The organism is Actinosynnema sp. ALI-1.44 (assembly GCF_001984155.1).
GTDB lineage: Bacteria > Actinomycetota > Actinomycetes > Mycobacteriales > Pseudonocardiaceae > Kibdelosporangium.
The window spans coordinates 39345-64382 of record NZ_MTQO01000035.1 but is presented as its reverse complement, the minus strand read 5'-3'; the positions used below and the strand labels follow the sequence as shown (position 1 = coordinate 64382).

Annotated in this window: 25 protein-coding genes, 1 pseudogene and 1 riboswitch; of the genes and pseudogenes, 12 read left to right on the top strand and 14 right to left on the bottom strand. The window is 68.6% G+C overall.

Features of this window, described 5'->3' with window-relative positions:
• The first annotated feature begins 8 nt into the window (after positions 1-8).
• Complete coding sequence (locus ALI144C_RS08735) at positions 9-2747, top strand: ATP-binding protein (protein ID WP_076986515.1); 2739 nt, start codon at positions 9-11, stop codon at positions 2745-2747.
• 16 nt (positions 2748-2763) lie between these two features.
• Here ALI144C_RS08735 and ALI144C_RS08730 read toward each other — a convergent pair whose 3' ends face one another.
• From ALI144C_RS08730 to ALI144C_RS08720, 3 genes are all read right to left on the bottom strand, one after another.
• Positions 2764-3720, bottom strand: a complete 957-nt coding sequence (locus ALI144C_RS08730; protein ID WP_237774050.1) for a cyclase family protein — start codon at positions 3718-3720, stop codon at positions 2764-2766.
• A gap of 157 nt (positions 3721-3877) precedes the next feature.
• Positions 3878-4630, bottom strand: coding sequence for an SDR family NAD(P)-dependent oxidoreductase (locus tag ALI144C_RS08725; RefSeq protein WP_076986513.1), 753 nt, complete (start codon positions 4628-4630; stop codon positions 3878-3880).
• 52 nt (positions 4631-4682) lie between these two features.
• On the bottom strand, positions 4683-5573 hold the full coding sequence (locus tag ALI144C_RS08720) for an RNA polymerase subunit sigma-70 (protein WP_076986512.1): 891 nt from the start codon (positions 5571-5573) through the stop codon (positions 4683-4685).
• A gap of 24 nt (positions 5574-5597) precedes the next feature.
• Here ALI144C_RS08720 and ALI144C_RS08715 point away from each other — a divergent pair, with 24 nt between their 5' ends.
• From ALI144C_RS08715 to ALI144C_RS08700, 4 genes are all read left to right on the top strand, one after another.
• Entirely contained in the window at positions 5598-6050 is a 453-nt protein-coding gene (locus ALI144C_RS08715; protein ID WP_076986511.1) for an SMI1/KNR4 family protein, read from the top strand.
• Between the two features lie 131 nt (positions 6051-6181).
• Complete coding sequence (locus ALI144C_RS08710; RefSeq protein WP_076986510.1) at positions 6182-6559, top strand: hypothetical protein; 378 nt, start codon at positions 6182-6184, stop codon at positions 6557-6559.
• 8 nt (positions 6560-6567) lie between these two features.
• Positions 6568-7629 (top strand): hypothetical protein, encoded by a 1062-nt coding sequence (locus tag ALI144C_RS08705; protein ID WP_143230515.1) that lies wholly within the window; start codon positions 6568-6570, stop codon positions 7627-7629.
• Between the two features lie 227 nt (positions 7630-7856).
• Positions 7857-9353, top strand: a complete 1497-nt coding sequence (locus ALI144C_RS08700; RefSeq protein ID WP_083752857.1) for an amidohydrolase family protein — start codon at positions 7857-7859, stop codon at positions 9351-9353.
• Here ALI144C_RS08700 and ALI144C_RS08695 read toward each other — a convergent pair.
• On the bottom strand, positions 9242-10483 hold the full coding sequence (locus ALI144C_RS08695; protein WP_076986508.1) for an MFS transporter: 1242 nt from the start codon (positions 10481-10483) through the stop codon (positions 9242-9244). The genes ALI144C_RS08700 and ALI144C_RS08695 overlap by 112 nt on opposite strands.
• Positions 10480-11019 carry a TetR/AcrR family transcriptional regulator gene (locus ALI144C_RS08690; RefSeq protein ID WP_076986507.1) on the bottom strand — a complete coding sequence of 180 codons (540 nt, stop codon included), beginning with the start codon at positions 11017-11019 and terminating at the stop codon, positions 10480-10482. Before ALI144C_RS08690 ends, ALI144C_RS08695 begins: the two co-directional genes overlap by 4 nt.
• Before the next feature lie 528 nt (positions 11020-11547).
• Between ALI144C_RS08690 and ALI144C_RS08685 the strand changes: the two genes are divergently transcribed.
• Complete coding sequence (locus ALI144C_RS08685; RefSeq protein ID WP_237774049.1) at positions 11548-12012, top strand: GtrA family protein; 465 nt, start codon at positions 11548-11550, stop codon at positions 12010-12012.
• 6 nt (positions 12013-12018) lie between these two features.
• Here the strand turns inward: ALI144C_RS08685 and ALI144C_RS08680 are convergent, their stop codons facing one another.
• Positions 12019-12333 (bottom strand): DMT family transporter, encoded by a 315-nt coding sequence (locus ALI144C_RS08680; protein WP_076986506.1) that lies wholly within the window; start codon positions 12331-12333, stop codon positions 12019-12021.
• A gap of 32 nt (positions 12334-12365) precedes the next feature.
• A riboswitch (guanidine-III (ykkC-III) riboswitch) is annotated at positions 12366-12429 on the bottom strand.
• Positions 12430-12804 (bottom strand): annotated as a pseudogene (locus ALI144C_RS08675) (cytochrome P450); the annotation flags it as partial.
• Between the two features lie 17 nt (positions 12805-12821).
• Here ALI144C_RS08675 and ALI144C_RS55370 point away from each other — a divergent pair.
• The gene (locus tag ALI144C_RS55370; protein WP_076986504.1) at positions 12822-13016 is read left to right on the top strand and encodes a hypothetical protein; all 195 of its coding nucleotides are present in this window, start codon (positions 12822-12824) and stop codon (positions 13014-13016) included.
• Between the two features lie 15 nt (positions 13017-13031).
• Here ALI144C_RS55370 and ALI144C_RS08665 read toward each other — a convergent pair whose 3' ends face one another.
• From ALI144C_RS08665 to ALI144C_RS08645, 5 genes are all read right to left on the bottom strand, one after another.
• A complete protein-coding gene (locus tag ALI144C_RS08665; protein WP_076986503.1) occupies positions 13032-13826 on the bottom strand; it encodes an SDR family oxidoreductase in 795 nt (264 codons plus the stop codon).
• 53 nt (positions 13827-13879) lie between these two features.
• Positions 13880-15475 (bottom strand): thiamine pyrophosphate-binding protein, encoded by a 1596-nt coding sequence (locus ALI144C_RS08660; protein WP_076986502.1) that lies wholly within the window; start codon positions 15473-15475, stop codon positions 13880-13882.
• The gene (locus ALI144C_RS08655; protein ID WP_076986501.1) at positions 15472-16233 is read right to left on the bottom strand and encodes a cyclase family protein; all 762 of its coding nucleotides are present in this window, start codon (positions 16231-16233) and stop codon (positions 15472-15474) included. The genes ALI144C_RS08660 and ALI144C_RS08655 overlap by 4 nt, the downstream gene beginning before the upstream one ends.
• On the bottom strand, positions 16220-16819 hold the full coding sequence (locus tag ALI144C_RS08650; protein WP_076986500.1) for a GNAT family N-acetyltransferase: 600 nt from the start codon (positions 16817-16819) through the stop codon (positions 16220-16222). The genes ALI144C_RS08655 and ALI144C_RS08650 overlap by 14 nt, the downstream gene beginning before the upstream one ends.
• A 69-nt stretch (positions 16820-16888) precedes the next feature.
• Positions 16889-19444 carry a LuxR C-terminal-related transcriptional regulator gene (locus ALI144C_RS08645; RefSeq protein ID WP_076986499.1) on the bottom strand — a complete coding sequence of 852 codons (2556 nt, stop codon included), beginning with the start codon at positions 19442-19444 and terminating at the stop codon, positions 16889-16891.
• A 76-nt stretch (positions 19445-19520) separates the two neighbouring features.
• Here ALI144C_RS08645 and ALI144C_RS08640 point away from each other — a divergent pair, with 76 nt between their 5' ends.
• Genes ALI144C_RS08640 through ALI144C_RS08625 form a run of 4 tightly spaced genes read left to right on the top strand, consistent with a single transcriptional unit; the run spans position 19521 to position 21656 of the window.
• A complete protein-coding gene (locus ALI144C_RS08640) occupies positions 19521-19907 on the top strand; it encodes a nuclear transport factor 2 family protein (RefSeq protein WP_076986498.1) in 387 nt (128 codons plus the stop codon).
• Positions 19904-20203, top strand: a complete 300-nt coding sequence (locus ALI144C_RS08635) for a nuclear transport factor 2 family protein (RefSeq protein ID WP_076986497.1) — start codon at positions 19904-19906, stop codon at positions 20201-20203. The genes ALI144C_RS08640 and ALI144C_RS08635 overlap by 4 nt, the downstream gene beginning before the upstream one ends.
• Positions 20204-20256: 53 nt before the next feature.
• Positions 20257-21069, top strand: a complete 813-nt coding sequence (locus tag ALI144C_RS08630; protein WP_076986496.1) for a class I SAM-dependent methyltransferase — start codon at positions 20257-20259, stop codon at positions 21067-21069.
• Positions 21069-21656, top strand: a complete 588-nt coding sequence (locus tag ALI144C_RS08625; protein ID WP_076986495.1) for a TetR/AcrR family transcriptional regulator — start codon at positions 21069-21071, stop codon at positions 21654-21656. Before ALI144C_RS08630 ends, ALI144C_RS08625 begins: the two co-directional genes overlap by 1 nt.
• A gap of 142 nt (positions 21657-21798) precedes the next feature.
• On the opposite strand, the gene mraY is transcribed toward ALI144C_RS08625, so the two are convergent.
• Together mraY and ALI144C_RS08615 are read right to left on the bottom strand one after the other, a co-directional pair.
• Positions 21799-22875, bottom strand: coding sequence for a phospho-N-acetylmuramoyl-pentapeptide-transferase (gene mraY, locus ALI144C_RS08620; protein WP_076986494.1), 1077 nt, complete (start codon positions 22873-22875; stop codon positions 21799-21801).
• 267 nt (positions 22876-23142) lie between these two features.
• Complete coding sequence (locus tag ALI144C_RS08615; RefSeq protein ID WP_076986493.1) at positions 23143-23361, bottom strand: hypothetical protein; 219 nt, start codon at positions 23359-23361, stop codon at positions 23143-23145.
• A gap of 169 nt (positions 23362-23530) precedes the next feature.
• On the opposite strand from ALI144C_RS08615, the gene ALI144C_RS08610 reads away from it, so the two are divergent.
• Positions 23531-24979, top strand: a complete 1449-nt coding sequence (locus ALI144C_RS08610; protein WP_168211208.1) for an alpha/beta hydrolase — start codon at positions 23531-23533, stop codon at positions 24977-24979.
• Positions 24980-25038 lie beyond the last annotated feature (59 nt).

Genomic DNA, 25038 nt, shown 5'->3' with positions numbered 1-25038 from the left:
TTGTCGTCATGCGGGCGCGATTCGTGGGACGGCGGCGTGAGCTCGACGAGCTCACCGCCCGGCTGCGCACCGCGATGCACGGCTCCGGCCAGGTGGTGCTGCTCTCGGGTGAGCCGGGGATCGGCAAGACCAGACTGGCGCACAAGCTGACCGCGCTCGCCGAGGACGACGGTGTGCACGTGTGCTGGGGCCGCGCGGTGCAGGACGACGGCAGCCCGTCCTACTGGCCGTTCCGGCAGGTGCTCAAACTCCTGGCCAGGCGATATGCGCCCGGTGCGCTGGCGGACGAACTCGCGCTGGTCGCGCCGGAGTTCGGGGACGGCCCGGCGACCTCGCCCGAAGAGCGCTTCCGGGTTTTCGAGGCGGTCACCGAGTACCTGACCGGTCTCGGCAAGGTGCTGATGGTGCTGGACGACCTGCAGTGGGCCGATCCACCGACCATGCAGTTGCTCGTCCACCTGGCGATGGCGATCGGCACGGCGCCGGTGATGATCGTGGTCACCTACCGGGACACCGAGGTACGCCCGGCGCTGTCGACCGCCTTGGCGTCGCTGGTCCGCGAGGACACCGTCGCCCGGATCCGGCTGGGCGGCCTGACCGAGGCCGAGGTCGCCGACCAGCTCGCGGGGCTGACCGAGACACCGGTCGACGCGGATGTCGTGACCGCCGTCAGCACGCGGACCGGCGGCAACCCGTTCTTCGTCGCCGAACTCGGCCGGATCCTCGACCACCAGGGCGCCCGGCTACCGGACGCGGTCCTCGACGCGGTCCGTGTGCGCATGGACAGCCTGTCGCCGGAATGCCGTGGGATGCTGGCCGCCGCGTCGGTCCTGGGCACCGAGGTGGACGCGTCGATCGTGGCCGAGGTGCTCGACAGCCCGCTGGAAGCGGTCTTGTCCGCGGCGGACGAGGCGGTCCGGTCCGGTGTGCTGTCCGGTTCGGAGGGGTGGCGGTTCACGCACGACCTGATCCGGGAGGCGGCGAGGTTGCTGATGCCGACCGCGCGCCGCCTGGCGTTGCACGCGCGGGCGGCGACCGTGATCGAACAGCGCGCCGACGCGTCGCAGCGGGTCGCGGAGATCGCGCACCACTGGCTGGAGGCGTTGCCCGCGGGGAACGCGGTGAAAGCCGCCGTGTGGGCCCGTCGCGCGGCCGACATCGCCATGGCGCAGCTCGCGTGGGAGAACGCCGCGGATCTGTACGCCCGCGCGTTGCGCGCCGCGCCACCCGGAGCCGTCGACCGGGCCAGACTGCTGACCTGCCAAGGGATCGCACAGCTGCGGCAGATGGACATCGTCAGCGGTGAGGAGACGTTGCGGCAGGCCGCCGCGGCGGCGAGAGCGTCCGGCGACCGCGACGTGATCGCCGAGGTGTCGCTGGCGATGGAGACGGTGAGCAGTTCCGACTGGGCGACATTGGGCAAGTCGCTGTGCGACGAGGCGCTGGCGGGCCTGCCCGACGGTCCGTTGCGTGCCCGCTTGCTCGCTCAGCGAGCCGCGGAACTGGCTTTCCACGGCTCACCGGACCTGGACGGCGTCTCCGCGGAGGCGCTGGCGATCGCCGACCGCACCCAGGATCCGCGTGCCGTCCGCGCCGCGCTCAGGGCTCGTCAGCTCGCGATGGCGGGACCGGAGGGCGTACGGGAACGGCTGGCGCTGGGCGACCGGATGCTGGCGATCGGTGTGGCGGACAACGACCCGGAAGCCGTGATGTGGGGCCGGTTGTGGCGGTTCGACGCGTTCTGCCAGCTCGGCAGGCTCGACGAAGCCGAACACGAACTCCTCCCGATCAACGACGCCGTGATCCGGGTGCGGACCAAGATCGCCAAATGGCACTCCCTGCGCAGCGAGATCGCGATCGAGCACGTGCGCGGCCGGTTCGCCAGGGCACGGGAACTGGCCACCCAGGCGATCGACCTGGTCAAGGACACCGGCGGCCCGGTGGTGATGGCGATCTCGGTGTCGACGTCGGCACTGGTGCACGGGATGACCGGCGACGAAGGCCCGATCCTGGAGCGGTACGAGGAGTACCTCTGCCACCCGCCGGAGATGATCTTGGCGATGGTGGGGGCATGGCACGCCCAGTGCGGCCGGCCAGAGACAGCCAGGAGGTGTTTCGTACCAGGACAGGTCCACGAACTCATCGGGGGGATGCGGCGCCTGTCCGTCCTCTGTGGACTGGTGGTGCTCGCGGCGGAGTTCGGAGACAGGGAAACCGCCGCCGTGGCGTACCGGAGGCTGCTGCCGTTCGAGCACCTGATCCAGTGCGGAGGCGCGGGAGTAGTCACCATCGAAGGCTCGGTGGCGGGCTCGCTGGGCATCGCAGCCGCGGTGTGCGACAGGCTGGACGACGCAGTACGCCACCTACGACAAGCCATCGAGCACAACGACCGCGCGGGCCTGCCCCCGTACACGGCAGCGGCACGCCTCGAACTGGCCCGGGTGCTGGCCCGCCGTGACAGACGGGGCGACGCGGAAGAGTCGGTCGCACAAGCACTGTCAGCACGTGCGACGGCGGAAGAACTGGGGATGCGAAGGCTGGCCACGGCAGCCGAAACCCTGACCGGAGCAAAGAACCTCTCCCCACGGGAAGGCGAGATAGCCCGCCTGGTGGCACAGGGGCTGACGAACAGGCAGATAGCGGCAGCAGTGCACATCTCCGTGCGCACGGTGGAAACACACGTCCAGAAGATCCTGGGAAAGCTGGGCGTGGCGAGCAGGGCGGAAATCAGAGCCCGCCTGCTCTGAAAGAGCGGTTGAGCGGTCAGAACGTGGCGATCGGGTTGACCGGGCTGCCGGACGTACCGGCGAAGCGGACCGGCGCGACCGTGAGGTGGAAGTCCCACTGGCCGAGCTCGGCAGCCGTCGTCGCGCACGCCTCCAGGTCGCAGTTGTCGAGCAGCCACAGACCCATCGCGACGAGACCCACGGCGTGAACCGGCATCAACACGTCGTCGTACCCCGACGGCTGAACGTCCTGCGGGGTGTCGGCGGCGATCAGCGAGACCTGCCGCTCATGGAGCCACGGCAGGCAGGACGCGTGCCAGCCGGCCTGCGTGGCGCCGCCGGTGGCGCCGGCTTCGTGCCGGACGCGGCCGTAGCCGGTCCGCAGCAGTACCGCGTCGCCGGGGCGCACCCGCACACCCTGACGACGCTCGGCCTCCTCGAGATCGTCGGGGAACACGCCCTGCCCCGGTTCCAGCCACGGCACGTCGCGGACCCTCGCGATGTCCAGCAGGACCCCACGCGTGATGATCCCGTTCGCCGCCGCCGTGACGGCCGCCCACGCCGATCCCGTTGCGGCGTCGACCAACGTGTGCGACCGCCCGTTGTACATCGTGCCGTCCCAGTAGATGTGGCACGGCGAGTCGACGTGGGTGAGGGTGTTGCCGTGGAACGTGATGCCGAGCCGCTCGAGCGAGAAACCCCAGCGCCGGTCGTTGCGGAACGTGGCGATCGGCATGTTCTCGGCGCCCGGCATGTCGGCGGCGCACGGGCACGTCGTCGTCGACCGCTCCATGTCCTCCGGTACGGCGATTTCCCATGCGCACGACACGCTCCTGCCGTGACGTACGGCCCGCGCCGCCGCCAGCCGGACCTCGTCGGTGATGTGGTTGAGAGTGCCGAGTTCGTCGTCGTCGCCCCACCGGCCCCAGTTCGACAGCGTGTCGAAGTACCCGAGCACTTCGTCCTGCGTCGGCATCGGTCGCTCCGCGCTCATCCCGGCAACAGTACGCGTCGCCGGTCAGCCGTGCCGGGTCGGCCGACAGATCAGCACCTGCGTGTCCCGGTCGAAGGCTGGGCTCAAGCGGCCATGCCCCACCTTCCCGCACGAATTCGGCGCGCGTCATGGCCGTTGTGCCCTCCCTCCCCGGCTGTCAGTCGATCGCTGTTCCGCAGGTCATGTTGATCTCCGTGCCGGTGATCGTGCGGGCCCAGTCCGATGCCGCGAACGCCGCCACGTTGCCCACGTCGCTCGGGCTCGCCGGGAAGCCGGTGAGAGTCTGGCCGATGACGCTGTCGAGGATCATGTCCCTGTTCGCGTAGTCCACCGGGATCGACTCGACCAGGCCGCTGGTGCGCAACGTCACCACTCGGATCCCGTACCTGCCGAGTTCGACCGACAGCTGGCGGCGCATGGACTCGACCGCGTCGAACGTGACCTGGATGCCGCCGAAGTTGTAGTCGTGCATCGACGGGTTCCGTTCGACCGAGCCGCCGAGAGCCAGGATCACGCCGGACCTCTGCTTGATCATGTGCCGCGCGGCCGCGCGTGACGTGAGGAACTTCGAGCTCACCGCGGTGATCACCGGCCGGATGTAGTCGTCCAGCGCCATCTCGAGCATGGGGGTGCCCTGGATGTCCGTGTCGGCGATGACGTTCATCGTGATGTCGATGCTGCCCGCCAGGTCGGCCACGGCGTCCGCGTGCTCGGTGACCTGCTGCTCGTCCGTCGCGTCCACGGGGGCCACTTCGACCTGCCCGCCGATCCGCGCCTTGGCGTCCTCCAGCGTGGCCATGGTGCGGCACGCCAGGAAGACCCGTGCCCCTTCCCGGACGAAAGCGCTGGCCACCGCTTTGCCGACGGTTCCGGCGCCGTAGATGATCGCGTTCTTGCCCTCGAGCAACATGGTGTGCCTCCCTGGTTGGTCCTGCCCCTACAACCCGGGTCGCACGCCGAACTCATCGCCCGGCCGCGGGAATTTTCTCCGGCAGTCCGTGCGCGGGGAAGTCGGCTTGCAGGAACGACATCACCTCGGCGATCCGGGTGCCGTCGAAGCGCAGCAGATCCAGGCCGGTGGGCAGGTAGCAGTCGTCCTTGCGGGAGTACGTGCCGAACGCCAACTGGCCGTTGGCCACCACGGGCACGAACTTCCAGCGGTAGCGCATCGGGGCCGCCACCAGGAAGCCGAGGATGGCCGCACGCCCCTGGTACCACTGCGGCAGCGGCGGCATGGCGTACTTCGCGTCCTCGGTCAGCATCGCCACGATCCCGTCGACATCGCCGAGCTCCCACGCCTTCGCGTACTGGTCAGCCGCTTTACGCAGCTCAGGACCCGGCTCGACGTAAGCACGCGGCGTGGCGACCTTGCGGGCACGCTGCAAGGCGCTGTTCACCGCGGCGACCGTCGTGCCCAGCTGCTCGGCGACCTCCTGCGCCGTGAACCCCAGGACTTCCCGCAGCACCAGCACGGCCCGTTGCGTCGCGGAGAGGTGTTGCAGCGCCGCGACGAACGCGAGCTCGATGCCTTCACGCGCCAGGTAACCGGCCTCGGGGTCGTCCGGGTACGGCTCCAGCCAGACCGGGTCGTCGGCGGTCGTGAGGTCCGTCGGCAGCTCGCGTTTCGCCCGGTTCTCCAGCAGCGTCAGGCAGCGGTTCGTGGCGATCTTGTACAGCCACGGCCGGATCGTGTCGCCTTCGAACCGGTCGATCGCCCGCCACGCGCGAACCAGCGTCTCCTGCAACGCGTCCTCGGCGTCGTGCACCGACCCGAGCATCCGGTAGCAGTGGGCCCGCAGCTCGCCCCGCAGCGGATCGACCAGCTGCTCGAAGTCACCCTCGCGAAGTCGCACCAGGTCAGGCTATACAGTGCCGCCATGCAGGCGTGGCAGAACTGGCTGGCGGTCCTCGAGTCCCGCGGCTTCGCGCCCCGCGCGATGACGCGGCCACCCGCGTCCGAACAGGACCTCGAAGCGCTGAGCGCGAAAACCGGGGTGCCCGGGGACCTGCTCGACCTCTACCGGATCAGCGACGGCCAGCTGCCGCCGTGGCGCACGGACGAACCCGGTGCGACGGAACTGTTCCCCTGCGCCCGTTTCGTGCCCGTCGCCGAAGCGCTCGAGCTGTGGCAGGAATGGCAGGAGCCGCGTGTTCCGTTCACAGTGGACGCCGACGGCGGCAGTCTCGCCATTGCCGCCACCGGCGAGATCGTGGACATGGAAACAGGCCACGTGCACGCGGGCGGTCTGGTCGCGTACCTGGAGAAACTGGCGAGTTCCCGGTTGGCGACCACCGATGACGACGGGGTTCTGACCTGGGACGTCGTTTAGGTAAAGGACAGACTGATGTCGGCTTGGGAAAGATCATGATGCGGTTACCCATTAGTGACACACGGCTGCCCATGCCGGGTTAGAGTGTTCGCGCTGGAACATGCGACACAACCCCGGGGGGAGACTGGTGAATGTCCGCATCAGATGTCGACGTCGACTCCGACGAGCTGGACAAACGGGTCACAGAATGGCTCGAAGAAAAGATCATTGTGGCTTTCGCCGCTCAGCGAACTGCCTATGAAAGCGCTGAGGCGACCATCAAGGCGCGCAACGAGTACTGGTACGGCGGGAAAGGTGCTACGGGGAGGTTGCAGAATGTCAGCGACATCTTCCTGCAGAACCTCACCACCAGGCTGTGCGAGCTTGCCGATACGCAAGTCGCGTTGACCACCTCGCTGCAACAGTACGCGGCGTCACTGCACGGCCTTGCCGACGCGTATCGCCAAACAGACAACTTGATCGCTGACCGGTTCACCAACATCAACCGCGGTTTCGACGAAGGGGTGTGACGCTGACCATGGTTTCTCCGCCCGGCCGTGATCCTGACGTCAGTCACTGGTCGGTCGTCCCGCCTGTCGACGACCACATGAAGGACGCCGTTGGTGACCTCGCTGCCTGGGTCGACTACCTGCTGACCCCGGACAGTCACGACGGTCCGCGGATCCACGCCTGTCAGCACCCTGGCTGTGACTACGTCTTCCGATGGCACAAACGCGACCCGACGATCGAGAACAACCCGAGCGGCCCGTTGTACACGCACACCGTTGGAGCGAACCACCTCGAAGGTTTCCAGGCCGAATCTGTGCTGCGCGGTCTGGACCCGCACCACTTCTTCTATGCCGCGAGCGCGTTGTCCGGCATGTGGCAGGAGGCACCTGGCGGGATAGCCGCGGTCTACGAACTGCTGTGCGTGAAGTTCTTGTTGAACGGGGCGACCAAGGACAAGGAACAGGACACCTACTTCCTCCAGGAGGTACCGGTGCCTGAAGGTAGAGAAACGATTCGCGATGATCTTGCCTTCATGCGTAAGCCGTGGTTGCGTCCACATGAGGAAAAGGCTTACGTCTATGAAAAGGACATCGTCGATTTCGCGATCGGGCACGAGGCCTGCATGTACGTGCTCGCCGAGGCGCTCGCGAAGTACCGGGCGATCTTCCTTGAGGCACGCAACCACGTCCGCGACCTCATGAATGAGCTCACCGAACGGTTCGACCAGATGCTCAAGGAATCGACAGCGCCCACGCCGGTTTCCATCAACTGGTACGGCCTGGTGTTCACGGGCATCGTCAACGCCGTCATCACCGTGGCCACCGGAGGGCAGAACGCTGTGCTCGCTGGAGCCATCGCGTTGGCCGCCGACGCGGTGACCAAGGTCGATGGTGCCACGGAGATCGAAGGTTCGGACTGGGCAGAACTCTCGAAGTCGTTCTTCGACAAGATGGACAGCATCGGCGACGACGTCTTCATGGCGGTGGGCGACTTGAACAACAAACTCGCCGCACAACTGGACAAGATCAAGGCGGATTGGGGCGCGCAACCACCGGCCGTGCCCGCTGAGCTGTTGCAGTTCGCCAAGTAACTGCGGGACTGCGACTGCTGGCGTCTTGGAAGGTTCATCGGGGTTCTCGACGGACCAGCTTCCCGCTGGACGCACGCGCCCAAAGCCCAGAAGGACTGCACGACCGGTGGAGCACCATCGGCCGTGACGCTGGTGCCAACGTCGGTAGGCGTACCCAAAGGGCCGACCTGGTAGGCCATCCGGGCAAGGCATCGGCGGCGGTGGTCAGGATCGGCCATGATGGCTGTGTGGCATTGATCGAGACTGTTCTGCATGGCGGCCGGGTGATCGACCCGGAAAGCGGATTCGACCAGATCGCCGATGTCGGCATCACCGGTGACCGGGTCGTCGCGGTGTCCACGGTGCCGTTGCGTGCGGCGAGACGCATCGACGTGTCAGGTCTGGTGGTGTGTCCCGGTTTCATCGACCTGCACAGCCACGGCCAGGCGATTCCCGAGCAACGGCTGCAGGCGTTGGACGGCGTGACTACGGCGTTGGAACTCGAAGCGGGTACGACGACGGTCGCCGCCGCGTACGCCTACGCGGCGTCCGAAGGCAGGCCGTTGAACTACGGCTACGCCACATCCTGGGCGCTGGCCAGGATGATCGAGCTGATCGGCGTGAAACCGGATCCGTCCGTGCACGCGATCCTGCGCAACCTCGGCAACCCCGGGTGGCAGGCGCCCGCGTCCAAGGCCCAGCGGGCGCGGATCTACCAGCGGCTCTACCAGGACCTGGCCGACGGCGCCCTGGGGATCGGGATCCTGGTCGGGTACGCGCCGCTGGTCGACCCGGACGAGTTCACGCTGATCGCCGGGCTCGCGGCACAGGCGGGCGTCCCCACGTACACCCACGCGCGGGCGTTGATCGACGCCAACCCGAACGTGCCGGTCGACGGCGCCAAGGAGATCATCCGCGCGGCCGGGCAGACCGGCGCGCACATGCACTACTGCCACGTCAACAGCACGTCGGCGCGGCGGATCGACACCGTGCGGGCCCTGCTGGACAAGGCGATCGCCGAGGGCTCGCCGGTGTCGGTCGAGGCGTACCCCTACGGCGCCGCGTCCACCGCGATCGGTGCGGCCTTCCTCGCCCCGGAGGCGTTGAAGCTGGCCGACCTCAAGCCGAGTGACATCGTGGTCGTGGCGACCGGTGAACGGGTCAAGGACGAGCAACGCCTGCTGGAGTTGCGGGCATCGGACCCGGGCGCGTTGGTGATCGTGCACTTCCTCGACGAGACCGATCCTGCCGACCGCAAGCACCTCGACCGTGCGCTGCTGTACCCCGGTGGGGCGATCGCCAGCGACGCGATGCCGATGACCTGGCCGGGTCCGCCGCCGCCCCCGATGACCTGGCCGTTGCCGCCTGGGACTCTCACACATCCACGCAGCGCCGGGACGTACGCCAGGTCTCTGCGGACGTTGTGGCGTGAGCGCGGTGTACAGACGTTGCCCGAGGTCATCGCTCGTTGTTCCTTGATCCCCGCGCGGATCCTGGAGGACGCGGCGCCCGCCATGTGCCGCAAGGGACGGCTGAAGGCGGGCGGCGACGCGGACGTGCTCGTGTTCGACCCGAACCGGATCACCGACCAGGCCACCTATGTGGACGGTGTCCGGCCGTCGATCGGTGTGGTTCACTTGTTGGTTAACGGCTCCTTCGTGGTACGCGACTCGGCACTGGTGTTGGACTCGTTGCCGGGCAGGCCGGTGCGCGGCTCGATGTCGCGCAGCGCGCCGAACGCGTAGAGCGCGGCCAGCAGACATCCGCCGCCCATGATCACCAGCACCAGCCCGGCGCTGCTGCTCTCGAGCAGGGCACCGACCACCGCGACGCCGATCGGACCCGCGACGAGGGCGAGCGACGAGACGCTGCCGATCACCCTGCCACGCAGGCGTTCCGGCGTGCGTTCCTGGATGAGGACGGCCGTGATCGGGTTGATGGGCGCGGCGGCCACACCGACGAGGCCCGCGAGCACGGCCATGGGGATCCCGGACGGGAACAGCATGATCCCGACACCGGTGATCACCAGGCCCCACACCAGGACCGGCCTGCGACGCAGCTTCTGTGCGACGGCGCCGTACACGATCGCCCCGACGATGCCGCCGATCGCGAACGCGGACATGACCAGGCCGAGCAGCCCGGGGTTGCCGATGCTCTGCGCCTGCGCGGTGAGCACGATGGTGATCGGTGCGACGAACAGGACGAGCAGCATCGCGGTCAGTCCGGCGCCACGCAGCATCGGCTGGCGCCAGACGTAGGTCAAACCCTCGGCCACGGATCGGAGGTAGTGGTCCGGGGCTGCGGTACGGCGCACGTCACGTGGGATCGTCACCCAGGTCAGCACTACGGCGCCGAAGAACATGCCGACGGTGACCCACAGCGTGTTCGTTGCGCCCGTGGTGGCGATGAGCAACGCCGCCAGACCCGGCGCGACGAGGTTGCCGAGCCCTTCCAACGCCTCACCCCAGGCGTTCACCCGTTCCAGCGGCACCTTCGCGTGCTGTGCCACGTCGGGCCGCAGGGCCTCGCGGGCGGCCATGCCGGGCCCGTCGAACAACGCCCCCAAGGCCACCAGGACGGCGATCAGCGCCGTGTTGAGCCCGAGTGTGCTGTCCAGAACCGGCAGCGCGGCGACGGCGAGCGCGCTGAGGATGTCGGCGATGATGCTGAGCCTGCGGCGGCCCCACCGGTCGATCAGCGCACCACCGAACAAAGTGGACAGTGCGAGCGGGCCGAGCGCCGCGGCGGCCATCAACCCGGCGAGACCGGGGCTGCCGGTGCGTTCGAGCACCAGCCACGGGACGGCGATACCCGTGATGGCGTTGCCCGCGACGGACAGTCCGGTCGCCCCGAGCAACCCGATGACGGCGATCATGTCCCGATGCCTCGCATCACGGTCTTCATGACGAGCGCGGGCGCGTCGAGCGGGGCGAGTCGGCCGACGGAGATGGCCTCCCACGCGGAGTAGAAGGAAGCGTCCAAGGTGGACACGATCCACCAGTCCGGCATGTCCGACCGGATGATCCCGGCCTCCTGGCCCCGGCGGACGAGCCGCAGCAGCGGCTCGCCGGTCTGCTCGTAGCGGGCGACGAGGTCGGGCACGTCGTCCAGCCCGATCTGCCGGTACATGAACTCGATCCGCGGCCCGATCGGGATGAGCCCGGCGATGGCCCGTTCCAGGGCGGCCTCGACCTCCGAGCCGGGAACATCGAGCTGCGCGTCGGTCATCGCCTTCTCGACGCGGTCGTACGCGTCATGCGAGAGAGCGACGAGCAGGTCGTGCCGCGTGGCGTACCGTTTGTGCAGGGTAGTGCGGCTGACCCCGGCGGCCTTGGCCACGTCCCCCAGCGAGGCGCTCGGCTTGGCCAGGAGCACCTCGGTCGCGACATCCAAGATCGACTGAACACTCATGTTCAGAACTGTACACCATTGTTCACGGGTGTGCCGGGATTCCTGGTTTCGGGACCGCGACCTGCGATTGTGACGCGCTGTGACGGTATCGACACGCCTGCCGTTCCTGCGTCGGGAGACTCGGCGCCAAACCACGACGGATGCGCGAAGGATCGGGGCTGACCTTGGGAGAGGCGGCGGCCAAGAAGCCGTGGTACCGGACCTACGACGTGAAAGACATGCAGCTTCAGCGGTGGCGAGAACAACGACAACTGGGTTGAAGTGGCCCATCAGGAACCGGATTCGCGGTCCGTGACTCCAAGAATCCGGCATCAGGCATGCTTACCTCCCCCGGCACGACCTGGCAGAGCTTCTGTGGGCAACTGAGCGTTCCTGAACTTCGCACCGCTGTTCTGTCGGCGACCCCCGCCAGGCTGGGCATCGGGGCCCGGAGGCTACCCCCACGCAGGCGGCGTCGATCCCGCCGAGTTCCGCGACACGTTGATCCACCGTCGCTTTCCCGACATCTGGACTTGCCAGGCTGCGGCCGTGCACACCACCGCGGCGCAGGAGCGGGGCCGCAGATTCAACTCCGTCATGGCCACGATCGCGTCCAGGCTGCCGTTCGGGCTCAACCGCATCGTGCCGCCGAGCCTGCTCGGCTTCGCTGTCATCAACAGCTTCACCTTCGGCGTCGACCTCGCGCTGCTCAGCATCCTGCACGGTGTGCTCGACGTCGTGCTGTGGCTGAGCATCACGATCGCCTACGCGTGCGCGTTCGCCCTCAGCTTCGTGCTCAACCGGGCGTTCAACTTCCGCTCACACGCTCCCGTCGGCTCCCAGTTCGGCGTCTACGTCGTCGTGGTGATCGTCAACTACCTCGCCTGGATCCTCGGTGTGGGCAGCGGCCTCGCCGCGCTCGGTGTCGACTACCGGATCGCGCGGCTGGCCGCCGGGGCGTGCGAGGCGGTGTACATGTACGCGGCCATGCGGTGGGTCGTGTTCCGCAAGTAACCGTCCTCAGTGGAGGAACTTGAGGCCCGCGACTCCGGCCACGATCAGCACGAGACACGTGATTCGGCTCACCGACACGGGATCGCCCATCGCGAGCATGCCGTACACGGCCGTGCCGGTGGCGCCGATACCGACCCACACGGCATAGCCCGTACCAACTGGCACGGTCCGCAACGCGTAGCCCAGACCGGCCATGCTGACCACGAGCGCGATCACGAACACGATGCTGGGCAAGGGTTTCGACAGTCCGCGCGACGCGCTCAGCGCCGCGGCCCACACTGTCTCGAACAGTCCTGATATGACAAGCGCCAACCACGCCATGACTACCTCCGCAGTAATGCAACGTCTCCATCACTGCGCCGTCTTCGCGTAACCGGGTACGACGCGCTCGTCCGGGCCGTGCAACCACGGCGATTCCTAAGTTAGCACGGGTAGCGACACCAGGGACCGCAGAATCGGGTTCACCTCCCACTGCAACTCCTCGACCGGCACGGCCAGGCGCAGGCCGGCGAACCACGTCACCAGGCTGCCGATCGCGACCCGCGTTTCCATCCGGGCCAGCGCCGCGCCGACGCAGAAGTGCACGCCGTGCCCGAAACCCAAGTGCTGGTTGTCGGTGCGTGTGATGCCCAGCCGCTCCGGGTCCACGAACCTCGACGCGTCACGGTTGGCCGCCGCGACGACAACGTGCACCATGCTCCCGGCGGGAATGGTGGTGTTCGCCACCTCCACGTCCGCCACGGTGATCCGGGGCAACGAGACCTGCAGCGGGCCGTCGTGCCTGAGCAACTCCTCGACCGCCTTTCGCGGTGCGTCGCACCCTGACGAACGACCTCGCCGAGCACCTCCGGCCGCACTTGTCGCCCGAGGACGTCGACCTGGTCGCCGCGTTCGTGTTCCGCGAGGTGGCCTCGGTGGTGGGCTGGCGGCTGGGTACCAAGTCACCGTTGACCGCGGACCAGGCCTACGAGCGCTTCCGCAGCCGGGTCATACTTTCCTGGTGAACTGTGCCGGTCGTGTCAACAGTGCTTGGCCGCGATCCAGAGTTCCTGCATCGTCTCCAGGTAGACCTCGGGATCGAGGGCACGCAGCCGGGCGGCCATGGTGATCTCCACCGGATGGGTGTGGATCAGGAACCGCTCCTCGGCCATCCCGAGGAGCGCGATGTCCGCGACCTCGCTCGGGTCGAGCGCGTGATCGGCCAGGCCGATGCGGACCGCGCGGCCGACGGGACCGTCGTCCACCTGCCCCATCAGCGGCGTCTCGACCAGGCCTGGGCACAGGCACGAGAAACGCACCCCGGTGTGGCTGTACATCACTGCATACGACTCCGCGAGCGCCAAGGCGGCGTGTGTGGTCACGGTGTACGGCACCGCGCCCGGCGTCATGATCAGCCCGGACGCGGACGCGGTGTTGACCAGGTACCCCTCGCCGCGGTCGATCATGGCTGGCAGCAGTGCGCGCATCGCCCAGACGTGGGACATCACGTGCACGTGCCACTGCTGCTGCCAGCCGTCGTCGGCGACTTCGACACCGCCTGTGGGCAGCGGGATCCCCGCGTTGGAGAAGTACACGTCGACCGGTCCGAACTCGCGCTCCGCCTCGGCGATGAGCCGGTGGATCGCGGGCTCGCTGCTCACGTCGGCGTGCACCGCCAGACCGTCCACTCGCGACGCCGTCGCCCGCGCGCCGTCGAGGTCCCTGTCCGCGACGGTGATGCCGCGGGGGCCCTCCTTGGCGAACCGCTCCGCCAGCGCGGCGCCGATCCCGCTGGCGGCACCGGTGATCAGGACATGTCTGCCGCCGAACTCCATGAGGGTGATTTTAGTGACGTCAACTTGCCGTTGATGCGTCAACTTTCTGCCATTCAGCCGAAGGCCTCGGCCAGCCACCAGGATCCGCCGTCCGACGCGATCCGCGCGTCGACCACCAGCGGCCGGTCTCTCGGCCCGGCCAGCCAGTCCGCGACACCGTCGAGGTCCTCGCCGGTCCGCACGGTCACCGCCGAGCAGCCGAAACCCGTCGCGATCCGGGCGATTCCGGGGTCGGGGAAGGTCACAGTGGACAGATCGGCGTCCGGCCCGAAGTGGTGGATCTCGGCGCCGTACGCGCTGTCGTTGTAGACGACGACCACCAGCGGCAGCCGTAGCCGGACAGCCGTTTCCAGGTCGGCGATGCCCATCATGAAGCCACCGTCGCCGACCGCCGCGACTGGTAGCCTGCCCGGTTGGGCCAGTGCGGCGCCGATCGCGGTGAACAGTCCGAGCCCGATGGACTGGAACGCCTGGGTGAAGCAGAACCCGAACTCGTCCGGCACGGACAGGTACCCGCTGGGGTAGCCCATGAAGTTGCCGGAGTCCACCGCCACGACCCGGTCACGCGGCAGCAGGGCGTCCAGCCGGGTGGTCAGCTCCCGGGGGTCGATGTGCTCGTCGGTGGACAGGTCGGGCGTCGGCCAGCCCGGACCGGCGGCGATCCTGGCATCGACAGCTGGCGTCCGGTAGCCCTCGCGTTTGGTGACCAGTGCGGTGACGTCCGCTGCCGTCTGACCCGCGTCGCCGTGCACGGACAGGTCGACGGGCTGGTGTGGCGTGCCGCCGATGTCGACGTGGGCGACCTTGCCGGTGAGCAGCTTGCCGCGTTGGGTCGTCCACTTGGTGAACGCGCAACCCCAGCCCACCACGAGGTCCGCGTCCGCGATGAGGTCGACGGCCAGGGGAGAGGCGAACCCGCCGGAGATTCCCAACGCCCACGGATCGTCGTGGAACAGGCCGTTGGCCACCGCCGTCGTGGCCAGCAGCGCGCCTGTCCGCGCGGCCAGCTCCCGGATCCGCGGCGCGGCACCGCGGGCACCCCGTCCGGCGATGAAGACCGGCCGGGCCGCCTGGTCGATCATGGCGGCGAGCGACTCGGCCGACTCGTGGTTCGGCCGCACCGGCAGCGGTGGCCGGACGGCGGGGACCGGGGTCTGCGCGGCTTCGAGGTTCTGGACGTCCAACGGCAGGTTGAGCACGACAGTCCGGCGCTCGTGCACTGCGGTCCGGTACGCCCTGACGGTGTCGGCGACGGCCGTTTCGGCGCTGTGCACGCGTTCCGGGGTCGCGCCGAGCGCGGTGACGGCCGCGTCCTGGTCGATCCGGAAGTTGGCCAGCACCGCCGAGCCCGGCGTGTCCGCGGTGAGCACGATCATCGGCGTGCGGCTCTTGGCGGCTTCGGCGATCCCGGTCAGCGCGTTCGTCAGACCGCAGCCCTGGTGCACGGACACCAGCGCGACCCGGCCGCTCATCCTGCCGTACGCGTCCGCCATGGTCGCCGCGCCCGCTTCGTGCCGGGTCGCGACGAACGGCACCCCGTACGCCCGCAACGCGTTCGTCACCGTGAAGTTGCCACTGCCGATGACTCCGAACGCCTGCGCCACACCGAGTTCGGCCAGGGTCCGGCCGACGGCCTCGAAGACCTTCACCGCTCCACCAGCGCGAGGACCCGGGCCGGGCTGCCCGAACCGCCGACGATCGGCAACGGCGACACCACCAGGACCGTCCCGACCGGCGGCAGCGCCTCCAGGTTGCGCAACTGCGTCAACCCGTGCTTGCCCGCGCCGAGCATGTAGTTGTGACAAGGGAAGGGCGGATCGAAGCCGTGCGCCGCCCCGGCATCGGTGCCGACCGTCTCGACGCCGACGCCCGTCAGGACGGTTTCCTCCGCGAGCCACCGCGCGCACTCGGCGGACATACCGGGGCTGTGCGACTCGTTGAGGAAGCTCGCCGCGTCGTCGGAGCGTACCGACCACCCGGTGCGCACGAGCAGCCAGCCGCCGTCGGGGAGCTGTCCGTGCTCGGCCTCCCAGCTCCTGACGTCGTCGATCTGGAGCAGGAAGTCGGGATCGCCCGCGACCCGCGCCGACACGTCGATCACCGCGGCGGGAGCGACGAGTGTCCTCAGCGGAACCTGGGACACGTCATGGCCGTCCTTGCCCGACACCCAGTGCACGGGCACGTCCAGGTGGGTGCCGGTGTGCTCGCCGGTGTGGATGTTGTTCCAGTACCAGGCGGGCCCCCGGTCGTCGTACCGGCTGATCTCCTCCAGCCGGAACGGGATCGTGTTCGAGAACGGTTCGGGCAGCTGGAGGATGGGCGTGCCGGAGGTCAGCGGGGCGGTGAGGTCGATGATCTCGATGCCACCGGTCGTGATCGCGGCGCGTAGCTGGTCAAGCAGACCCATCGTCGTTCCCTTCGTCGGTGCGCAGCCTGGAGTGCACATGCGCGTCATGCAGGCCGTCCGTGTGCAGCATCGCGGCGCGCAACGTGCCTTCGGGCACGTACCCGGCGGTGGTCGCGACGCGGCACGAAGCCATGTTCTCGGTCGAGTGCTTCAAGAACAACCGGTGAAAACCGACGGTGTCGAAGCACCACCTCGTCATCGGCCGCACGGCACGGGCGGCCAACCCGGCTCCGCGCGCCTCAGGCAGCACCCAGTAGGACAGCTCCGCCACGGCCGACACCAGGCTGACGTCCCGCAGACCGATCTGCCCGACGGCCCGGTCGTTGTCGGCGATCGCCCAGCTCGTCCCGGTTTCGTCCCGCCATTCCCGGTCCCACCGGGAAATCCACTCCCCGGCCTCCTCGTCGGAGTCCATCCGGCGGGGATGCCAGCGCTGGATCCGCGGGCAGTCGAACGCCTCCCGTACGACGGGTGCGTCCTGCGCCCGCCACGGCCGCAGGGTGAAGCGGTCGTCGATCGCCAGCACCGGTTGGCGCAACGCGTTCAGCGTGCCTGCGGCCAGGACCGCCGTGAAGAGGACGGGCATTCTTCATGATCGCATGACAGCCGGGGCGGTGACCCTGAACGTGCGCAAGCGACCTGCCGTTGCCGTTGGTCACGGTGTGAGGCCCAGCTTTCGCGCTTGGGCCGCAGCGGCGGCGCGGGTGCGGACACCGAGTTTGCGCAGTATGCGGCTGACGTGGGTTTTCACGGTCTCCTCGCCGAGCACCAGCTGACCGGCGATCTCGCGGTTCGTCGCGCCGCTGGTGAGCAGGCGCAGCACTTCGACTTCGCGGGCAGTGAGCTTCTCCGTCGCTCCCGGCACTGCGACCGGCCTTGGTACGTCGATGTCCTGGAGCCGGCGCAGCAATGTGGCCGCGAAGGGGGAGCGTCGCGCGGCGAGGTGGAGCACGGGTATGGCGGCCTTGCCCTCGACGAGGATCCGGCCGGCGAGCCCACTGCGTTCGCAGTCGGCGAGGGCGGGCGCGGCGACGCGCAGCGCTTCGTCCTGGCGTCCGCGTTCGACATGCAGATACGCCAGACGGATGCGGGCACTCCCGTAGATGTTGACCAAGCGGAGCCTGTCCTCTGCTTCGACGGCCGCACGGAGCAGGTCTTCGGCATGGCGATGGTTGCCTTCGGCGGCCGCGATCAGGCCGTCGAGGGACAGCGTGTTGACCGTGATCACCGTCGCCGAACCTGGTGGTGCGTCGTCCTGTGTTCCCATCCGAGCCAGGGCCTGGCGTGCTTCAGCGAGTTGGCCGCGCAACCACCGCGCGCGACCGATCATGAACCACGCGTTGGGGTACATGAAGGACGCTCGCGTCAGCAGGCCGGCGTAGTGCAGCAGGTCGTCGACGGTGGGTTCCAGGCTGGTCATCGACGCTCCCGACCCGAGAAGGCGGATCGCGACCAGTGAGTATCCGAGAAGCGGCGGCGCGTCACCGAAGCGTTCGTAGCCGCGGAGCACTCGTTGCGCGCTGTTCGTTGCCTGGTCCAATCGGCCCCGGAGCAGGTCCACGGTGGCGGCTATCCCGTCGACCTGCAAACCCGGCAGGCCGGTCGGCAACACCGGGCGTGCCAGTTCTGCGAAGCGCTCGAGGTTGTCGATCCCGCCACGGATGAGGGCGAGAGTCGGCGACATGTGTGCGGCGGCGGTCATGATGGCCGACTTGTCGACGGCCGCGTCCACGGCGGCGCCCAGCGCTTGTTCGGCGACCTCGAACCGGCCTCGGATCTGCGCCAGCCGCGCCCGCATGAGCAACAGTCGCACGTGCAACGTCGTGTCCAGCGAGCCGGTCAACGCCTGCTCGATGAGGTCGTCGCTGGCCGCCACCTCACCCTGCAGGACCAGGCAGTCCGCCAGGCGGGCGGCCACCGCCCCGACGGGCCCGGCGCGTTCGAACGCGCACCGGGCGGCGCCGAGGTCACCGGCTGCGAAGGCGAGGTCACCGGAGAGCACGAGCAGTCCTGGCCGGTCGCGCTGTTGTTCGGGCAGCGAGTCGAGCAGTTCGCGGACGGAGGCGACGCGGCCGAGCCGCAGCAGTTCGGCACCGGCCGACTCCAGCAGTTCGGCGGCGGCTCGCGGATCGCCCGAAGCCAGCAGGTGGCGTGTGGCGGCCACGGGGTCCTCTTCGGCGAGCGCGGCCCGCCGGTGCAGCGCGAACCGTTCGGTGGACGGCCACCTGGCGAGTTGGCGGTGCAGGAACTCCACGAACAGGTCGTGGTAGCGGTAGACATCGGGCCCGCCCTGCTCAGTCAGGAACAGCCCGCGCTCGGCGAGTCCCGCAAGCACGTCGACTGCGTCGTCCCGGCCGGTCACCGTCGCACACGCCGCGGCGGACACGGTGGACAGCACGGACGTTTCGACGAGGAATCGCCGGATCTCGGGCGGTTGCCGGTCGAATACCTCCTCGGCGAGGAACGCGAAGACGTGGGCGTCACCGGCTCGGGGCGGTAGCGCGGCCCGGTCGGCTCCCCACGACGCGCCCAGCAGCCGCAGGCCCGCAGCCCAGCCGTCGGTTCGGTTGTGCACCTGTGCGACCGTTTCGGCCGGGAGACCGAGCCGGAAGGAGCCGTTGAGCAGGGCGTCCGCCTCGGATTCGGTGAAGCGCAGATCGTGCGGGCCGCGTTCGGCCAGCAATCCCCGTGCTCGCAGGCGAGCCAGCCCGAGCGGTGGATCCTGCCGTGTGGTGATCACGAAATGCAGGGGCTCCGGCGCCCATTCGACCAGGAACTCGAGCTGCGCCTGCACTGCGGGGTCGGTGATGACCTCCCATTCGTCGAGCACCACAACGATGCTCGTCGGTGATTCCGTGACGGCGTTCAGCAACGCGGTGGCCGCACGTCGCACAACGTCCTGGCCGCCGTTGTCGGCCAGGACAGCCGTGGACGTGGCGGCGAGGTCCGGGCCGAGAGCCGTGCCGAGTCCGGTGAGGAACCGCCGCGGATCGTTGTCATCCGCGTCCATCGCCAGCCACCGGCAGGTGACGATCCGCGGGCTCATGGCCACCATGGCCGCCAACGTCGTCTTGCCGTATCCGGCAGGTGCGCTCACCACTGTCAGGGGTACCGACAGGACGTCGTGGACCAACGCCGTGACCAGGCCCGCACGATCGACAGCACCGGCCCGCAGCCGCGGGACCACGAACTTCGTGGCGGGGAAGGCCATCTCCCGAGCCTAGATCCCCCGCCGATCCCCCGGATCGGGGACGCCACGCACGGCACCGGAGCCAGATGCTCGGATCATGACCACGGACAACCTCACCACTGTGGAACGAATCTACGACGCGTTCGCTCGCCGGGACATGGACACCATCATGGCGGCGATGGACCACTCGGTCGTCATCGTGCAGGACGCGCCACTGCCGTGGGCAGGCCGCTACACCGGGCACGCCGGTCTGGCGGAGTTCCTCGGCAGGCTGCTGTCGCATGTCGAACTGCGGCTGGACGTCGGAGAGCTCATCACCGCGGGCGATCACATCGTCCAGATCGGACACACCAACGGCCGGGTGCTGAGCAACGGCAAGGAGTTCCACGTGCGGGAGGTGCACGTCTGGAGATTCAGGGGCGGCCTCGTCACCTCGTACGAAGTCCACCTCGATGTCCCGCGCATGCTCAAGGCACTGTCATGATCCCGACCGGGTACTACAAACGCCTTGTGCTCGAACTGTGCCACGCGTGCAACGACAGGCGCGGCCCGGCGCTCGACAAGTTCCTGACACCGGACTTCGTCGACGCGGGAATCCCCGCGCTGCGGCAGGGTTTCATGGGAGCCATCGTGGAAATACTCGGACTTGTCGGCGAGGGGAACACCGTCGTGCTGCGGGCGCGCCTTGCCGGAATCGAGCAGGTGCAGTTCTTCGAAGGACGCGATCGACGCATCGCCACCCGGTATTGCGTCCCCCGCCACATCGATCTCGTCCGTTGACACACACCGGTCGGTGAACGTATGTTCATGAACAGGCGTTCACAGGGGGTGTGATGACAGTCGTCAACACCGCGCAGTCGGAAGCGTGGAACGGGTACGAAGGCAGGCACTGGGCAACGAACGACGGTCGCTACGACGCCATGAACGGCGGCTTCAACGAGTTCGTGCTGCGGCTGATCACGCCGGCGGATCGGGTGCTGGACATCGGGTGCGGCAATGGTCAGCTGACTCGGCTGGCAGCGCGGGCGGGCAGGTCGGCAACCGGGGTCGACCTGTCCGGGCCGATGCTGGCGACGGCCCGGCTGCGGGCGTCCGACGTTCCGGGTGCGGAGTTCGTCCAGGGTGACGCACAGGTGCATCCGTTCGACGCCGGTGCTTACGACATCGCGATCAGCCGGTTCGGAGTGATGTTCTTCGCCGATCCGGTCGCCGCGTTCGGCAACGTCCGCCGGGCCCTCGCACCTGGCGGGAGGTTGGCTTTCCTGTGCATGACGGCATTGCAGGGGACCGATCTCGGCACGGTGTTCGACGCGATGGCCGAGTACCTGCCGTGGCCGACGGGTGCGGACGGCACCGGGCCGACGGCCTTCGCCGATCCCGAGCGGACCGAGTCCGTGCTGACCGCCGCCGGGTTCACGGATTTCGCGTGCACCAGGGTGGCGGCCGACCAGGTGTGGGGCAGTGACGTCGCCGACGCGGCCGAGTTCATCGCTGACTGGGGGCCGGTGCGGTACCACATGGGTCTCGCCGGTCCGGACAACGCCGCGAAGGCCCGGCAGGCGCTGGTCGAAGTGCTGGCGCGGTTCGCGGCACCGGGTGCGGTGACACTCCGCGGCCAGGCGTGGCTGGTTCAGGCGAACGCCTGATGCCGCCGCGGAAAACCTTCGCGGACGGCCGAAACCTCCGTGAACACCTGATCGCCACCGCGGCCGCGCTGATCGCCGAACAGGGCACCGCCGGGCTGACCGTGCGGGCGATCGCCAAACAAGCCGGTGTCGCCGATGGCCTGCTGTACAACCACTTCGCCGACAAGGAGGAGTTGCTCGCGGAAGCGTTGCGTGCGCATGTGCGTACGGTCGAGAGCGGCCTGGGGCCGTTGCCCGAGCCGGGAACCGGCACGATCGAGCACAACCTGGCGGCGCAGTTGACCTACGGCCTCGCCCTGCACAAGGCGATCCTCCCGGCCTTCGCCGGGCTGATCGGCCAGCCCGCTGTCGTCGAACGGCTTTCGCGGACCGAAGACGACAGTTGGCGCGACCGGCTGACCAGGTACCTCGACGCCGAACGGGACCGCGGGCGGTTGCGGCCGGACGCGGACACCGACGCCGCGACCGCGTTGATAGTCGGCATCTGCCACGAGACTGTGCTGTCGAGCCTCCTGCCCTACACGCCCACGACGCTTCCCCCGTCAGTGGACGCGATCGTGGCAACGGTACTGAGCGGAATCGCGTGATCACAGTGTCCGCGAGGGGCCGTATGGCACGTCCATGGCGCCTCGCGCCGGATCAACCTGTACCGATGGGGATGCCCCTGGAGAATCCTCCAGTGAACGCGGCGATCGATGGAGGATCCTCCATAGGCTTCCAGTTCAATGCCTATCGGCCGCCCGTCACCGCGAGCCATTCGGCGTAGAACAAGCCGAGCCCGATCAGGCAGCTGACGCCGCCGAGGATCCAGAGCCGGATGCTCACGCTGGTCTCGGCCCACCCGCCGAGTTCGAAGTGGTGGTGGAACGGCGCCATGCGGAACAGACGGCGCCGCGAGGTGCGGAACACGGCGATCTGCAGCACGACCGACAGCATCTCCACCACGAACAGCCCACCGAGGACCACCATCAGCAGTTCGGTGTGCGTGGTGATGGACAGGCCCGCGACCAGCCCACCGAGCGCCAACGACCCGGTGTCACCCATGATGATCCTCGCCGGTGCCGCGTTCCACCAGAGGAAACCGACACACGCGCCCGTCGCGGCGGCGGCCACCACCGCGAGATCCAGCGGGTCACGCACGTCGTAGCACCCGGCAGTGGCTGTCGGGGACGCGCAGGTGTAGCGGAACTGCCAGAAGCAGATCAACACGTAACTGGCCAGCACCATGCCCGCGGTGCCGCCCGCGAGACCGTCGAGTCCATCGGTGAAGTTGACCGCGTTGGACCAGCACGCGACCACGATGTAGCAGACCACCACGAACCCGATGACACCGAACGACACCTCGGTGATGTCCCTGATGAAGGACAGGTTGACCGACGCCGGCGTCAGGCCGCGCCTGTCCGGGAAACCCAGTACCAGCACAGCGAACGAGATCGTGGCGGCGAACTGGCCGACCAGCTTGGCGGTCTTGGTCAGGCCGAGGTTGCGCCGCCTGCGGATCTTGATGAAGTCGTCGGCGAAACCAACGACACCGAGCGCACTGGTCAGCAGGAGCACGAGAACCGCGGAGGCCGAAGGGCCGTCGCTGCTGACCGCGAGGTGTACGGCACCGTAGCCTGTCCACGTGGCGGCCAGGATCGCCACGCCGCCCATGGTCGGCGTGCCCCGTTTCCGCTGGTGCCCCTGGGGGCCTTCCTCCCGGATCTCCTGGCCGAACCCCAGACTGCCGAACACCTTGACCAGGTAAGGCGTCAGCAGGATCGACACCAGCAACGCGGTGCTCGCCGCGACAAGGATGCTGATCACGCCGTGGTTCCCTCCCGACCGGACGCGTCTCCCCCTTTCTCTGGACGCCTGGGGTCATGATCGGTTCATCGCGGGTGTGCGCCGTCTTGCGCCGTGACCGTCGGTGGCCTGGGTTCCCGCTGACCACACGGAAAGAAGGTCCAAGCACACCCCCGTGGTGCTTGGACCTCCTCACCGCGACACTCAGCGGGAAACCCCGGACTCGACCTGCTCATCAGGCACGCGGGTGCGTGCACCCTGGCTCTGTGGCAACGCCGGTCGACATGCCTAGCGCCGGGACGACTTGATCCGCTTCTGGCCGCTCCAGCCGATCGACGCGATCACGAGGCCGAGCACACCGATCGCGATGCCCGCGACCGGCTGCCATTCCAGCGCCCACCGCATCAGCGCCCAGTTGCCGCCCCAGACCTGGGTGACCAGGGCGGAGCCGAAGCCCTGCACCATCCCGATGATGCCGACGACCTCGAAGGCGATGAACAGTCCCATGTGGATTCCTCCCCGGTTGGATCTTGCCGATGAGCCGACGCTAACACCGGCGAACGGCCGGAAAGCCGTTTGTCGTACCAAGGGATGACCCCGAATCGTCCCTCGGCGGAGTTCAGGGTCGACCGGGGGATCCGCCGGAGGTGCCAGGGCCGGTGATCATGGTCCGATGGTGCCGTTCACGACACTCTTGGGGGAACGGATGCGCCTTCGCGGCCAAGTGTCCACAGTGGTCTTTACCGTCGCGGTGGCCTGTGCGCTCGTCGTGCCGTCGAGCGCACAGGCGGCGACTCTGGAATGGGGCGAGTGCCGGCAACCGGCCACTGCGGGTGTGCAGTGCGCGCGGTTGCGGGTGCCGGTCGACTGGGCGACCGGCCGTGGCGGCTTCGAACTGGCTCTCGCCCGCCGCCAGGCACCGGCTGGCCAGCGGATCGGCACGGTCGTCTACCTGCCCGGCGGCCCGGGTGACTCCGGCGTCGACCAGTTGCGCGGCGGCACCAAGGTTTCCCCCGCAGTCGCTGCCCGGTTCGACGTGGTGACCTTGGATCCCCGGGGTACCACGGGCAGCAGTCCGGTGCGCTGCGACCCGGCGCTGGTGTCCGCGCCGCCGAACGTCAACCCGGACACCGGCGGGCGGTTGACGCAGGTCGTCGAGTACAGCCGGAAACTCGCGGCGAGCTGTCGTGCGGGCACCGGTGACGTGCTCGACCACATCGACAGCTCGGACGTGGCACGGGACGTCGAAGCGGTCCGGGCCGCGATAGGGGCGCGGCAAGTGTCGCTGTACAGCCGTTCCTACGGCACATTGGTGGCACAGACGTATGCCCGGATGTACCCGCACCGGGTCAGGGCGATGGTGCTGGACAGCGTGTTCGACCACAGCCTGTCCGGTGTGAAGTTCCTGGAGACGACCACACGCGGCGTGGAGGACTCGTTCAACGCGTTCGCCGCTTGGTGCGTGGGTGCCACGGAGTGCGCGCTGCACAGCCACGACGTCGGCGCCGTGTTCGACGGCCTCTACCTGCGGGCCGAGCGGGGTGACCTGACCGAGCCGAGCGACCCGGATCGGCGCATCAGCCCGACCGACCTGTCCTGGCAGACCATGCGGGGCTGGTTGTACCGCCCGGACTGGCCAGGGCTCGCGGACCGGCTGGCCAGGCTCGCCAGGTTCCTCCCGGCAGGCACCGCGCCACCCCAACTGCCTGCCACGGCGTCGTTCCCGATGGCGGCGTTCTGCGCGGACCACCGGTTCACCTTCCGCGACGAGCACGACTGGCAACGGCAGTGGGCGAAGCTCAAGACCGTGGCGCCCCACATGCGCACCCACCTGGTGTGGCAGGTCGCGTCGATCTGCTCGGGCTGGCCGCTTCCAGTGACCAACCCGCAGGCCGAGCCGCGTGTGTGGGTGCCCGCGTTGCTGCTCAACAACCGATACGACCCGGCGACGCCATGGGCCGGAGCGGCACACGTGAACAGGACGATCCCGCGCAGCGTCCTGCTCACGCGCGAAAGCGGCGGGCACGGCGTGTATGTCAGCGCCCGCAACGCGTGCGCCGACCAGGCCACGGACCGGTATTTCGTCGACCTGGAACTACCGGCGCCCGGCACGAGCTGTCACTAGGTCCGGCCCGGCCAGCAAAAGCTCGTGAGTGGTTAGCGGGGTTCCAGCCCTGGTAACCA

Excerpts from the sequence above, each read along its gene's own strand:
- ALI144C_RS08735 (WP_076986515.1), top strand. The coding sequence starts at position 9 with ATGCGGGCGCGATTCGTGGGACGGCGGCGTGAGCTCGACGAGCTCACC.
- ALI144C_RS08730 (WP_237774050.1), bottom strand. The coding sequence starts at position 3,720 with ATGAGCGCGGAGCGACCGATGCCGACGCAGGACGAAGTGCTCGGGTAC.
- ALI144C_RS08725 (WP_076986513.1), bottom strand. The coding sequence starts at position 4,630 with ATGTTGCTCGAGGGCAAGAACGCGATCATCTACGGCGCCGGAACCGTC.
- ALI144C_RS08715 (WP_076986511.1), top strand. The coding sequence starts at position 5,598 with ATGCAGGCGTGGCAGAACTGGCTGGCGGTCCTCGAGTCCCGCGGCTTC.
- ALI144C_RS08710 (WP_076986510.1), top strand. The coding sequence starts at position 6,182 with ATGTCCGCATCAGATGTCGACGTCGACTCCGACGAGCTGGACAAACGG.
- ALI144C_RS08705 (WP_143230515.1), top strand. The coding sequence starts at position 6,568 with ATGGTTTCTCCGCCCGGCCGTGATCCTGACGTCAGTCACTGGTCGGTC.
- ALI144C_RS08695 (WP_076986508.1), bottom strand. The coding sequence starts at position 10,483 with ATGATCGCCGTCATCGGGTTGCTCGGGGCGACCGGACTGTCCGTCGCG.
- ALI144C_RS08690 (WP_076986507.1), bottom strand. The coding sequence starts at position 11,019 with ATGAGTGTTCAGTCGATCTTGGATGTCGCGACCGAGGTGCTCCTGGCC.
- ALI144C_RS08680 (WP_076986506.1), bottom strand. The coding sequence starts at position 12,333 with ATGGCGTGGTTGGCGCTTGTCATATCAGGACTGTTCGAGACAGTGTGG.
- ALI144C_RS08665 (WP_076986503.1), bottom strand. The coding sequence starts at position 13,826 with ATGGAGTTCGGCGGCAGACATGTCCTGATCACCGGTGCCGCCAGCGGG.
- ALI144C_RS08655 (WP_076986501.1), bottom strand. The coding sequence starts at position 16,233 with ATGGGTCTGCTTGACCAGCTACGCGCCGCGATCACGACCGGTGGCATC.
- ALI144C_RS08650 (WP_076986500.1), bottom strand. The coding sequence starts at position 16,819 with ATGCCCGTCCTCTTCACGGCGGTCCTGGCCGCAGGCACGCTGAACGCG.
- ALI144C_RS08645 (WP_076986499.1), bottom strand. The coding sequence starts at position 19,444 with ATGGCCTTCCCCGCCACGAAGTTCGTGGTCCCGCGGCTGCGGGCCGGT.
- ALI144C_RS08640 (WP_076986498.1), top strand. The coding sequence starts at position 19,521 with ATGACCACGGACAACCTCACCACTGTGGAACGAATCTACGACGCGTTC.
- ALI144C_RS08635 (WP_076986497.1), top strand. The coding sequence starts at position 19,904 with ATGATCCCGACCGGGTACTACAAACGCCTTGTGCTCGAACTGTGCCAC.
- ALI144C_RS08630 (WP_076986496.1), top strand. The coding sequence starts at position 20,257 with ATGACAGTCGTCAACACCGCGCAGTCGGAAGCGTGGAACGGGTACGAA.
- ALI144C_RS08625 (WP_076986495.1), top strand. The coding sequence starts at position 21,069 with ATGCCGCCGCGGAAAACCTTCGCGGACGGCCGAAACCTCCGTGAACAC.
- ALI144C_RS08615 (WP_076986493.1), bottom strand. The coding sequence starts at position 23,361 with ATGGGACTGTTCATCGCCTTCGAGGTCGTCGGCATCATCGGGATGGTG.